Source organism: Vibrio sp. 2033, assembly GCF_033339735.1.
The window spans coordinates 41,487-54,387 of sequence record NZ_JAWOVC010000003.1 but is presented as its reverse complement, the minus strand read 5'-3'; the positions used below and the strand labels follow the sequence as shown (position 1 = coordinate 54,387).

At 42.0% G+C, this 12,901-nt stretch carries 10 protein-coding genes; 7 read left to right on the top strand and 3 right to left on the bottom strand.

What is annotated here, in order from left to right; all coding sequences use genetic code 11:
- Positions 1 to 66 precede the first annotated feature (66 nt).
- Together R7P74_RS05935 and galE are read left to right on the top strand one after the other, a co-directional pair.
- Positions 67 to 2,025 carry a diguanylate cyclase domain-containing protein gene (locus R7P74_RS05935; RefSeq protein WP_318122743.1) on the top strand — a complete coding sequence of 653 codons (1,959 nt, stop codon included), beginning with the start codon at positions 67 to 69 and terminating at the stop codon, positions 2,023 to 2,025.
- 54 nt (positions 2,026 to 2,079) lie between these two features.
- Entirely contained in the window at positions 2,080 to 3,096 is a 1,017-nt protein-coding gene (gene galE, locus R7P74_RS05930; RefSeq protein ID WP_005376309.1) for a UDP-glucose 4-epimerase GalE, read from the top strand.
- A gap of 334 nt (positions 3,097 to 3,430) precedes the next feature.
- Here galE and R7P74_RS05925 read toward each other — a convergent pair whose 3' ends face one another.
- Positions 3,431 to 5,569 carry a TonB-dependent hemoglobin/transferrin/lactoferrin family receptor gene (locus R7P74_RS05925; protein ID WP_053303617.1) on the bottom strand — a complete coding sequence of 713 codons (2,139 nt, stop codon included), beginning with the start codon at positions 5,567 to 5,569 and terminating at the stop codon, positions 3,431 to 3,433.
- Between the two features lie 231 nt (positions 5,570 to 5,800).
- Between R7P74_RS05925 and R7P74_RS05920 the strand changes: the two genes are divergently transcribed.
- Positions 5,801 to 6,688, top strand: a complete 888-nt coding sequence (locus R7P74_RS05920; protein ID WP_017634152.1) for a LysR family transcriptional regulator — start codon at positions 5,801 to 5,803, stop codon at positions 6,686 to 6,688.
- A gap of 77 nt (positions 6,689 to 6,765) precedes the next feature.
- Here R7P74_RS05920 and R7P74_RS05915 read toward each other — a convergent pair whose 3' ends face one another.
- Complete coding sequence (locus R7P74_RS05915) at positions 6,766 to 9,399, bottom strand: bifunctional acetate--CoA ligase family protein/GNAT family N-acetyltransferase (protein WP_318122742.1); 2,634 nt, start codon at positions 9,397 to 9,399, stop codon at positions 6,766 to 6,768.
- 236 nt (positions 9,400 to 9,635) lie between these two features.
- On the opposite strand from R7P74_RS05915, the gene R7P74_RS05910 reads away from it, so the two are divergent.
- The 4 genes from R7P74_RS05910 to yciH all read left to right on the top strand — a co-directional run bounded on the left by R7P74_RS05910 (position 9,636) and on the right by yciH (position 12,172).
- Positions 9,636 to 10,205: an SPOR domain-containing protein gene (locus R7P74_RS05910; protein ID WP_318122741.1), complete on the top strand. Its 570-nt coding sequence runs from the start codon at positions 9,636 to 9,638 to the stop codon at positions 10,203 to 10,205.
- 149 nt (positions 10,206 to 10,354) lie between these two features.
- A complete protein-coding gene (locus R7P74_RS05905) occupies positions 10,355 to 11,344 on the top strand; it encodes a D-alanine--D-alanine ligase (RefSeq protein ID WP_213874160.1) in 990 nt (329 codons plus the stop codon).
- Between the two features lie 128 nt (positions 11,345 to 11,472).
- Positions 11,473 to 11,859 carry a DUF3319 domain-containing protein gene (locus R7P74_RS05900; protein WP_005376294.1) on the top strand — a complete coding sequence of 129 codons (387 nt, stop codon included), beginning with the start codon at positions 11,473 to 11,475 and terminating at the stop codon, positions 11,857 to 11,859.
- Position 11,860: 1 nt separating this feature from the next.
- Positions 11,861 to 12,172: a stress response translation initiation inhibitor YciH gene (gene yciH / locus R7P74_RS05895; protein ID WP_005376292.1), complete on the top strand. Its 312-nt coding sequence runs from the start codon at positions 11,861 to 11,863 to the stop codon at positions 12,170 to 12,172.
- 222 nt (positions 12,173 to 12,394) lie between these two features.
- On the opposite strand, the gene R7P74_RS05890 is transcribed toward yciH, so the two are convergent.
- The gene (locus R7P74_RS05890; RefSeq protein WP_186585305.1) at positions 12,395 to 12,763 is read right to left on the bottom strand and encodes a DUF3693 domain-containing protein; all 369 of its coding nucleotides are present in this window, start codon (positions 12,761 to 12,763) and stop codon (positions 12,395 to 12,397) included.
- Between the last annotated feature and the right edge of the window lie 138 nt (positions 12,764 to 12,901).

The following is a 12,901-nucleotide window of genomic DNA, read 5'->3' as shown; positions in this document are numbered from 1 at the left end:
TCATGGGTGATAGATTGCATAATGGTTCTTCTGTCATTTTTGTGGTTGTCTGCGACAGGAATATATATGTCATTACGAGCGAAGCTTATTTGGCCTCTTCTGGTCTTTTTAACGGCTATCTTTGTTATCTCAAAAGGTTACACCTCGTATACTGTATACCAATCGTCTAAGCATGAACTGGTCGAGCAGACAAGAAAGTTGATTAACAACGTTTCTTTCTCAATTAAAGATGCGCTGACGACAAAGGACAAGCAAAAAGCTCAAACTATTCTCGCCAACTTTTTAAACCAGCCAAATGTAACGCGGGTCAAACTTTATGACCAAGATGACCAACCATTCGCTGTTATGGAGATAAGTGGGGCACTAGCACCCGTTCCCAGTCAAACCGAAAGAAGTAGGTTGCACGCTCTAGGCTATGCCTTATCAACCAAATTTCTTTATGTTCTAGAGCCGATTATCCATGATGGCTATGTCATTGGTAGCATTAGAGTCACGCTTTCTCATCGTCCAATCGTAGAAGCCATGCAATCTTTACTTCAAGATGGCGCTTTACTTCTTCTGTTTCTTATCGCTGGTGGCACTGTTTTTTACATAAGTATCGAGAGGCTTGTTCTCAAGCCCGTGATGGAACTCAACCGCGTAATAGAGAATGTGACACACGGACGAAACACGGAACATCAAGCTCGCTATTACGCCAACGATGAAATTGGAGACCTCGCGAGCTCTTTCAATCAAATGATGAATAGGTTAACAGTACGTGAGAAGCAGCGGCAACATTCGCTAGACACACTAGAACAAAAGCGCGCATTTTCAGAAGAGGTTATCGAATCTGTTCAGCATGCATTAGTTATTACAGACAATTCCGGACGTGTTATTCATTGTAATACGGCGACCCAGCAAATATTTCAAAAAAAATTAGATGAACTTAAATACGCCAATATTCGTGATCTAATTAAAACCAAAACACCGAATGAGCTGAGTCAGATCCTGAGTCGAGGCCTAGAGTGCGATGATATTCACCTCAAAAATGCAGATAACGAACAGCAGTTGAGCCTAACCAGTCGTCGCCTCTCGACACATGAATACTTACTGTTTTCGATTCAAGATATCACCGAAATTGAAGAAGCCATAAACCGGCAACGTGTTGCGGGACGTGTTTTTGAAAGCAGCCAAGATGGTCTCATTGTTCTTAATCATCGCGGTGTCATTACGATGGCAAACCCTGCCGTCACTAAGTTAGTCGGCTTAGAGGTGGATCAGCTTATTGGGAAGTCATTCATCCAAACGCTAAAGTGGCGCAAGTTACAGGAAATGATGCCTAGTATCATCGAGTCGATAGAAAATTATGGCGTTTGGCAAGGTGAAGTTATCGAGAAGAACCATATTGGTCAGTTTGTACCGATGTTTGCTCGAGTCAATCGTATCGTTAAGTGTGAAGACTATGGTTTCTATGATCTGGTTATTGTTCTTACCGACCTTTCCGGCGCAAAAGAGATGGAACGATTAGAGCATTTAGCTCATCACGATGCTTTAACGGGGTTAGCCAATCGATCTAAGTTCCATTTAGAGTTGGAACAACTAGTACAACGCTCTGGATACTTGCGTGACGAATTTGCAGTTTTGTACCTCGATCTGGATGGATTTAAAGAAGTTAACGATACCTACGGTCATGATGCAGGTGATGAAGTTTTGAAAAAAGTTTCCGAGCGTCTAACATCTGCGACGAGACATAGTGATTTAATCGCAAGACTTTCTGGTGATGAATTTGTCATGTTGGTAAATCCCGCCAATCAAAAAGTGGTCACCCGAATAGCAGAACAGTTGCTCGAGAGCATATGTGCTCCAATTGAGTACAAAGGTCACTTACTCAAAGTTGGCGTTAGTATCGGCGTAAAATTAGTCGGCGTAAATGAGCGCGATGCTACTCGAGTTTTAAAAAGTGCGGATACGGCAATGTATCAAGCAAAGAAAGCCGGAAAAGGCCAAGCAATATTAATGGGATGCGAATTACAAGAGACAGTTTAAATCGTAACGTCAAAGCTTTAAACTAACCCAATTCGCGTCAGAAGGAATAATAAAATGAAAGTACTCGTTACGGGTGGTATGGGCTATATCGGTAGTCATACGTGTATTCAAATGATCGAAGCTGGCATGACGCCAGTGATTCTAGACAACCTGTACAACAGTAAATCTACGGTATTAGATCGAATTGAAAAGGTATGTGGTGTAAAGCCAACCTTCATTAAAGCCGATATCAGAGATAAATTGGCGATGGTAGAAGCACTAAAGTCGCACAATATTGAAGCTGTTATCCATTTTGCAGGTTTAAAGGCCGTCGGTGAGTCTGTAGCAAAACCTTTAGAGTATTACGACAACAACGTTAATGGCACGTTAGTATTGGTTGATGCAATGCGTGAAGCCGGAGTTAAATCGTTGGTATTTAGTTCATCAGCGACTGTATATGGTGATCCTGCATCTGTACCCATCACAGAGGACTTTCCAACTAGCGCAACTAACCCATATGGGCGCAGCAAATTAATGGTAGAAGAGTGTTTAACCGACTTCCAAAATGCGAACCCTGACTGGAGCATTACACTTCTTCGTTACTTTAACCCGGTAGGTTCACATCCAACAGGCGAGCTAGGTGAAGATCCTCAAGGTATTCCAAACAACTTAATGCCGTTTGTTTCTCAAGTTGCGGTAGGGCGCAGAGAGTTCCTTTCTGTGTTTGGTAGTGATTATCCGACCAAAGATGGCACAGGCGTACGTGATTATATTCATGTAATGGACTTATCCGATGGTCACGTTGCTGCATTAGAAAAAGTAGGTAGCAAAGCTGGCCTTCATATCTATAACCTCGGTACTGGTAACGGCTACAGTGTACTGGACATGGTGAAAGCATTTGAAGCCGCAAGTGGTAAAGATGTCCCATACCAACTTGTTGAGCGTCGTCCAGGTGATATTGCAGAGTGTTGGGCGGATCCATCAAAAGCGATGAATGAGTTAGGTTGGAAAGCAACTCGCACTCTAGAAGAAATGACTGGCGATACATGGCGCTGGCAATCTACTAACCCTCAAGGTTATCCAGATGCCTAATCTTTAATTTACATAATAGTAACAAAAAGGCGCATGATTGCGTCTTTTTTGATCCAAATCGGAAAAAATCGTAAATTACTGGTTAAAAGGTAGCAAGTATATATAGAGCTGTTAAACTATGCCCGACTCTTAATTTGGGTTATAAATTTTCTCATAGCTATTGGGGTAGTTCATGGAACTCGGTCTGATCATCACTTTCATCATTGCAGCAGCAGTAATGGTGAAAAAAGAGATGGCAAAACAGTAAACTTTCATTTTTCATACTTTTCTTTACATTTTTGAAATGAAAGCCATAAAAAAGCCAGCATTACGCTGGCTTTTGTGTTTTTAAGGTTTAGAACTCGTATTTAACACTAATGTTATAATTACGCTCAGCTTGCGTTTTGTCTCGACTTAACTCAGTCTTACCGCGAACATCGTTCCAAAGATGGTATTCTTCATTCGTTAGATTCATAACACCAGCACGAATGGTTATATCTTTCATTGGTTTGTAGTACGCCGTTAAGTCAACGACTGTCGCAGACGGCAAAGCAACTTGGTCTTTGATTCCGCCTTTATCACCATCTGAGTTGATATCACTGTTCGATTTCTTAGCCGTGTAGTTTACTTTTAGGCTTGTCCCCCAAAGTGCATTTGGTGAATCGTAATTTACAGCAGCTACGGCATTCCATGGGTTTACACTGTTCAAAGGATTACCATCACCATCTTCACCTTCTGTGTATGCTGCAACAAAGCGAGTTGTCACGCCTGATGGAAGACCAGCGATGGCATGCCAATCAAGACGGTTAGAGAGCTCAACCCCTTTAATGTTTGCTTCACTAATATTGATATTTGTGAATTCAGTTAAACCACCATTGTTTGATGACGTTTGCTCAATAAAGTCACTGTAATCACTGTAGTAGAACGCTACTTCAGTTGCAGACGCTGCAGTGTTATGACGGTAACCAAGTTCATAAGACAAACTCTTTTCAGATCCCAAATTTGGGTTAGGGCGGTTGGTATAGCCATGAGCCGGATTATCGTAGGTGTAGTAAAGCTCGTCGAACGATGGCGCTCGGAACCCTTGGCTCACTTGCGCGAAGATCGTGCCAGGTTGCGATACAGAGTAAGTTGCTCCTAAACGACCAGTTAATGCAGAGTCGCTAAACTTCTCGAATGACTCTTCAGAAGTATTTGAAGGATTAGTAGAGAAGTAATCGTAACGCACACCTGGAGTCAGAATTAGCTTGTCATTAAGAAGCGAAATTTCATCTTGCAAGAATAAACCAAAGCTTTCTTCTTTTGCATCCGGTGTGTAAACGTAAACAGTATCTGGCGTGCCAGGATCAGAATTAAACTCGCGATTGGTATTACTGATGTCACTATGTTTGTACGATATTCCGTAAACAATATAGTGATTTTGAATCTCTTTATCTAACTGAGTTTCGAATTCAAATTTGTCTTCAGTATATTCGTAATCTTTTTTCTGTTGGTTGTCACCACTAGGCGGTACGTAAGGTGGGTAACCAGGGCTGGCTTCGATAAAGCGATTAGAGACGCCGTTTTCTTCTTTACCAATCCATGTAAGCTTGGACGTGATCGTATCCGAGATAGCTGCATCTGCAAACCAAATGTGCTTGAGCCCAATGCGATTTTGCTTGGTTGTGTCTTCAGCGTTGAAGTTTTTGTAACTTTTATGTGCGATCTCTGAGTCAGTCTCGTTGTAAATAACTTCTCCCAAGAACTCCAAGCGATGAGCGTCATTCAATTGAGATTGAAGTTTTACCAATAGATCGTTTTTGTAATAATCTTGGTTGTCCACAGAATAGTTATCGTAAGGCGCCTTAGAGAAATTTTGTAGCTCTGCACCATCACGGCGTGTAAAGGCTATAAGTGCTTCTGTATTACCGAAACGCTTTGCTAAAGCTACATGCTCACTAAAAGAGTTATCTTCCGATGAATAAGAGAGTTTAGCTTGACCACCAAAGTCTTTACCATCTTTGAGGAAATCCTTCGGATCTTTTGTTTCGAATGCGACAACACCGCCAATTGCATCACTACCATGTAGGCTAGAAGCTGCTCCTTTAACAATTTCGACACTCTTTAGCATATCGGGGTCGACAGTAACGGCACTAGAATTGATAAACGAATATGGTCCACCGCTGAATACACCTGGTTGAGATGCACCGTCTACTAAGATTTTAACTCGTTTACCTTCCATCCCGCGAATGTTAATACTTTGGACGCCTTGGCGTTGAGTGCCATTAACAGTAACACCTGGCGTATACTCGAATAGATCATTCAAGTCCTTTACCATGTTTTCTTCGATGTCTTTCTCTGATACAACAGCAACAGAAGCAGCAACAGTGTTTATGGTTTGGTTGGTACGGGTGGCCGACACAACGACTTCTTCAAACTTAGAAGCTTCTTCCGCATAAGCAGTATGGGAAAGGGCAACTAAAATGGAGGCTGACAAAATTGATTTTTTATACATTGGCTTCAATACCTTAGATCCATAATAGGTAACAACACGCGGATATTAATGGATCTAAATGGTAATTACTATCATTACCATTGTCATTTATTGATTTGTATTGAATCTTATTCTTAGGCTATGAGCATTCCTAGTCTTTAGTTATCAATATGTTATATTATTTGTCGTTAGTTCTTGATAAGTTCATCCAAATACAACGAATGTGATGGATATCACATTAAGAGAGGCCATGTGCAGAGTCCAATTACGTTAGAAGCACTCCATATTCTAGATGCTATTGATCGAAGAGGGAGTTTTGCTGCTGCTGCGAATGAGTTAGACAGAGCCCCGTCATCGCTGAGCTATCAAATCCAGAAACTCGAGCAAGACTTAGACATTATTATCTTCGATCGCTCTGGTCACAAAGCCCATTTTACTGAAGCAGGTAAGCTTATTCTTGAAAGAGGAAGAGCCATTTTACAAGCCAGTGAAAAGTTAGTGAACGATGCAACGTTATTGGCGAATGGCTGGGAACTGGATATTACCATTGCCTTCGATGGCATTATTCCTATATCCAACTTTTTCCCGATGGTTGATGCGCTGGCCGAGGTCAGCTCAACTCGAGTCAGGCTGCAAGAGGAGATTCTGGCTGGTAGCTGGGAGTCGTTGAATACGGGGAGAGCTGATTTACTGATTTGCCCATCACTGGATACGCTTCCTCAAGAAGTTAAGTCAGAAAAAATTGGTAAAATGAGTATGTATTGGGTAGCTTCCGCTGATCACTATGTTCACAAGCGTAGTGGTAAGTTTGATGAAGCAGCGCGAGAAAAGTATCGGATTATTGCTATTGCAGATACCGCACGTGAGCAACCAGCGCTCTCAATTAATATCATTCAAAAACAGCCTCGCTTGACCGTCACCAACTTTACGGCAAAAGTAGAAGCGCTCACTGCAGGTTTGGGTATTGGTACATTACCAAGCCAAATTGCACAACCTCTTATTGATAGTGGTGTATTGAAACGAATCGAAGGCACTGAAGAACAGCCGATGGATATTATTTTGGCATGGCGCCGGAACACTATGGGTGAGGCAAAATCCTGGTGTATTCAGTACTTAAAAAAGAATTGGAAACTAAAGTAACAACGTAACTTTTACTTCTTAGATTCCCATTGATTATCGAATGTAAGAAGTAAAAGTCATCGCTAATGCTGCGCTTTTCAATTTAAAGGGAGCACCATATCTGCCGTACCGTCTGCAAACTGGACATCGATCTCAAACCCCAAGTTCTGAGCCAACATCAACATTCCTCTGTTTGCTGGCATGGTCATTCCAGACATTTGCTTTGTGCCTTTAACTTTGCAATAGCTGATTATTTTCTGCATCAGCACTTTGCCTAAACCTTTTCCTTTCAAATCTGAACGAACCAAAATAGCAAACTCAGCGTCACTATTGTCTGGTGTAATCAATGCGCGGGCTACCCCTATGATAGACGGTCCGTCAGTATTAAACGCTACCGCAACAAACGCCATTTCGCGGTCGTAGTCGATTTGAGTAAAGTTTGCCAAAGCCTCATGGTTGAACTCTCCAACTTCAGAAAAGAAACGCTTATAGAGATCTTCTTTCGATACGCTATTAATGAATTGAGCATGCAGCGGCTCATCCTCAGGCAAGATAGGGCGAAGCAGGATAGGCTGGCCATCTCGAAGCGTTACAGTTTCGACAAACTCTGCCGGGAAAGGGCGAATCGCTAGCCGTTTTTGGGCGTCTCCTTCGTATTTACACAGTGTGACATCTGCATCAAGGATGGTTAAATCGCTTCCGGACACTAGTACTGGATGGATATCCAGTTTTTGTATTTCTGGTAACTCAACTGCCATTTGGGAGATACGAACCAAGAACTTCGACAACTCAGTAATATCGAGCGCATCTTTGTGTTTCTGCAGGCGAATCTTTCCAGACTTTAGGGCAACAACGACAAGGTAGCGCGCAAGCGTCATGTTCAAAGGAGGAAGTGCAGCGACGGCATCTTGGGCGATATTCCACTCAGAGCCGCCTTGACCAAGCAAGATCACTGGTCCAAAGACTTTATCTACTGCAATACTAATCCGTAGCTCTTCAGCGCTGCCGAGCTTTGCCATCCCTTGTACCAACAGCCCATGCACATTGGCGGAAGGATAGCTGAGCTTTACGGTATCTAAAATGGATAGCGCTGCGTTGGAAACTTCTCGACTGTTTCTTAAATTTAGAGCGACACCGTGAACATCCGATTTATGAGGAATGTCTGGAGAACGCAATTTAACCGCAACAGGATATCCAATATTTTCTGCCATATGAACGGCTTCAATGTCGTCAGATGCAATCCACGTCGGCAAAACGTTAAACCCGAACAGCTTAAATAATGGGCTGGTTTGATGCGTATCTAAGGTGACTGTGTTTTTATCCAGTAGTCGTTCGTTTACCCATTCTTTTGCTGAACTCACACTTCCAGAATGTAATGGCTCTGCCGTCGTTGGCGTTTCCATTAGTTGTTTCTGGTTTCGTCTGTATTCGACCAAGTGCATGTATGCTACAACCGCACTTTCAGGTGTTCTATAGGTTGGAATACCTGCTTGAGTAAATGCCAGTCGTGCCTCTCTCGACGTTTGTTCTCCTGACCAGTTGGTCAAGATATTAAAATGCTTATGCCGAGGGTGAGATTTGATTGAATTAATAACGGCTTGAGCAGTTTCAAGAGGATCAGAAACAGCAGAAGGACTATGCATAATCAATATCGCATCTGCACAGTCGTTATTCATCAGTGCGTTAATGGTATCAATATAGCGTTTTTGGGTTGCGTCACCAGACAGATCAATCGGATTTCGAGCACGCCAGTTGGATGGAAGTACTGCTTGTAATTGCTCAATGGAAGCGTCATCAAGCGTTGCGAGTTGGCCACCACGTTCAATCAAAGTATCAACGGACATAACAGCAGGGCCGCCGCCATTGGTGATGATCGCTAAACGCTCTCCACGAAGTGGCACAGAATGCGTGAGTGTTTCTACCGCGGCAAAAAGCTCATGCGTATTGCTGACTCGTAACATACCAGTTCTGCGAATAGCAGAATCGTAAATTACGTCAAGTGTATCTCCGTCTTGCTGCTCAAAAGTATTCATCTCTTTAGAGCGGCCCGCTTTTAGCACCAATATACGTCGGTTACGTGAAGCGGCGCGCGCAGCAGACATAAATCGGCGAGCGTCTTGGATATTATCAACATAAAGCAGAATAGCTTCAGTGTTTCCATCCATACTCAAATAGTCGAGCAAATCTGCAAAATCGATATCTTGTCCGCGCCCAATCGAAATGAACGAAGAAAAACCAATGTTCTTATCATTTGCCCAGTCTAAAACCGTGGTACAAACCGCCGCGGATTGTGAGATGAAAGCAATTTTTCCGGGTTTAGCTGCAACAGGTGAAAACGTGCAGTTAAAATTGTGCCAAGGAAGGATGATACCTAAGCTGTTTGGGCCTAAGACTCGAATGTTCAATGATGAGATATCTAAAGGATTAGGGTCATCAGAGATAACAATCGCAAACGGTGTGCCTCTCTCATCTAGCTCTTTAAGCAATTGCTCGTTACGTGAAACGTTCGTACACAAAATTGCAATATCTGGCGTATAGGGCAGGGAAGCTACATCAGGGTAAGCGATCACGCCAGATACGGCTTTATATCGCGGCGTTACTGGCATAATCGCGCCACCAAATCCACTTTGTAGAAGGTTGCGCATCACAACATGTCCTGCTCGCAATGCTTTTTGAGATGCCCCAATAACGGCCACAGAGTTGGGTTTAAAGAGTTTATGTAGTTTATTCATGCTGACTCCTGGCCGTTTGTAAGTCACGTTGGCTTCTCGGTTTCATATCAATCATAAACGAATAATTTACTGATAAAACATCTTCAGACCAGACATTGCAGAAAATGTGTACGATGCTTATGGAGTTTGTGTTATTCATCACATCAAAATCACAGATTATTGTATTTGATGCTTGATAAACGGCCCTGCTATCGGCATGATTTATCGTAATATTTATCCAGAGCATTTGTTACTTCATGAAAAAAATCGCAATCATCGGCTTGTCAGTTCTGCTTTCTGCTTGTGCATCTGAAACTTACATCACGGATGTGACCTCAGAAAGTTACCGAGAGGACTACAAATCAGATCGTATCTCTAAACCAATTATGGCGTCTGAAAACGCTGTAGTAGAAAAAGACGTACAACCAACTGTTGTGAAAATGACGGCAAAGCCTGAAGAAAAGAAAGTAGTCAAGCTAACGCCAAAAGAGCAGGCGAAGCCAGTTAAGATCGTACCACCAAGTAAAAAGCAAGCTGGCATTCAACGATTCGGCTATACCATTCAAGTCGCAGCTGTGGGTAGCCAAGCTAAAGTCGATCAGTTTGCAAATAAGCTGCCACAGAACGGTCAGCCAATTTGGGAAAACTACAAAGTTGTAAACGGTACTAAGTGGTTCTCAGTTTTATACGGAGACTACGCAACAAGCTCAGAAGCCAAGCAAGCGATTTCGACTTTGCCAGCTCAATTTCAGCAGTTAAGACCATTTGTTAAGAGCATTGATGCAATCAAAAACTCAGCTTACCCAACGCTTAACAAATTAAATTAACACATCAAAGAAGGGAGCGAATAGCTCCCTTATTTATTTGCTCAAATCCTATTCGAACAACATTCCTCACATTAAAATTACTGTACGTCACACTTCAAAGGTTTATCATAATAAATAGTATCTTTTGTAGGTCACGGAAAGATGGATTCATGATTAAAAATATTCTTTTACTATGCGGCGGTGGCTCTTCTGAGCACGAGATTTCATTATTGTCTGCAAACTTTGTCGAACAACAACTAAATCTTATTGAAGACGTTCACGTTACACGCGTAGAAATAAAAAACGAAGGTTGGATGACCAACCAAGGTGAGTTGGTTTACTTGGATCTCAATACCAAGCAGTTGTGCTCAAGTGAATCTAATCAAACCATTGATTTCATCGTGCCTTGTATACATGGTTTTCCTGGCGAAACAGGCGACATTCAATCTCTGTTTGAAATCGCAGGTATTCCTTATCTTGGCTGCGGGCCAGAAGCGAGTAGCAATAGTTTCAATAAAATCACATCTAAGCTTTGGTACGACGCTATTGGCATACCCAATACGCCATACTTATTCTTAACGCGAAACGATGAAGAAGCTCACGTTCAAGCTCATAAAGCCTTTGAAAAGTGGGGAAAAGTTTTTGTTAAAGCCGCTCGCCAAGGCTCTTCCGTTGGCTGTTACAGTGTCACAGAAAAAGACAAGCTTTCTAATGCAGTAAATGATGCTTTTGGGTTTTCTGACCAAGTGTTGGTTGAGAAAGCAGTAAAACCTCGAGAACTTGAAGTTGCTGCATATGAGATGAATGGCCAACTACATATCACTAAGCCAGGCGAGGTCATCGCGCCTGATGGTGCTTTTTACTCGTACGATGAAAAGTACAGCAGTTCAAGTCACTCGCTCACAGAAGTTGAGGCGAAGAATCTAACTCAAGTACAATTAGATTCCATCCAACACGCGTCAGAGACGGTATTTAGACAAATGAATCTTCGTCATTTATCTCGTATCGACTTTTTCCTAACGGAAGATGATGAGATTTACTTAAACGAAGTAAACACATTTCCAGGAATGACTCCGATCTCAATGTTCCCTAAAATGCTTCAAAACAACGGGCACAAATTTCATGAGTTCTTGGAAGATTGTATAAACAGTGCAAAGTGATTAACGTTATCGAGACGCGTTTTATGATACAAGTTGTTTTCTAGAGCAAGGATTATTCAAGCCGTATTTGAATATTGCTCAGTAGCAATTATGATTATATCAACGCATTAAACAGATGACTCAGTGGTATGGCGATTTCAAATTATAGAGGTTTTAACCTGCAGTCAGTCGGATCAGATGGCAGTGTTTGGAAGGTTAAAATCAAGAACCACGTTTTACAGGGCAGTTTGACGGCGGTAAAGAAAAGCATTGATTGGTGGTGTGACACCGCATCGATTATTGATCCCAAAGAGTTTGCTTCACTCGGGCAAAGAGTGCAGCAAACTGGTGTTGCAAAATCAGAGGTCTTTAACGGCTATACTATTCAAAACGATACAGGCCAACCTAACTCTTGGTACTGTATGTTTAATGGTAAACTGATTAAGGGCAGTAAAGCCGCTATTCAACGCCATATCGAAGCTTATTTGGTTGCAAAGCAAAAAGCGATGCAAGCTCAACAACAAAAGAAACAATAGAATGACTCTGGTATATTCAACAGAAACCGGTCGAATTAAACCGGAAGAAGAAAAAGTATCTCGCCCTAAAGGCGATGGTGTTGTTCGGATTCAGCGCCAAACGAAAGGCCGTAAAGGTAAAGGCGTATGCATTGTTACAGGTTTAGACTTGGATGATGCACCTTTAAAGTTATTAGCGGCAGAACTCAAAAAAGTCTGTGGCTGTGGTGGCTCTGTAAAAGATGGCAATATCGAGATTCAAGGTGATGCTAGAGACAAGATCAAGGCACATCTTGAAAAGAAAGGCATGACAGTCAAATTAGCCGGTGGCTAATTTAATATTTCCAGTAAACAAAAATGGCGTCTAAAGAAATAGACGCCATTTTTTATAAGTTGCTAATTGAAGAGCAAGCAATCGTAGATTGATAGATCGATATTAGCTATTTTATGGTAAATAACCATTATGTTTAATGCTCACAGTAAGGCCCTTAAATTTAAAATCTGCTGGGGAATAGGAGCATGCTCAGACAGCATTTAGCGTATGGCAATAGACAATTTAACATAATATACATAATGCGCACTTAGCTATAGCTACTTTAAGGTCGCCAAGCCACAACGCAAACATGCCACAAATCATTGAAATACTTGATAATCCTAGCCCGTTAAACTTTTTTGCAATCTTCGCCCAAGCTTGTTGAGCTTCGTACGTTTTGGCTTTATCAGCAGCTAAGTACACCAAAACGGATTCTGTATCTGCTCCAATTTCTTTCGCAAGAAAAAGTGCTTCATTTTCAGTTAGATAGCGTTGTCCATTTCTAATTGCGCTAATCTTTTGGCGGCTTAACCCCAAATCATGAGCAATTTGCTTATCTTGAACATAGTTCTTTGCCTTTTTGTAGGCATCTAGCAGTTGATTTGTGTACATAGTCGCACCTCCTGTCTTGATTATTGTATACCCACAGTCCACAAAATGCGGTCTTTACAGTCCTGAATTTTGTGGCTTATAGTCCACTTAAATCAGGATTTAGACCGCCTTAGCTCTGGGCGTTTGCCCTTGACGCTT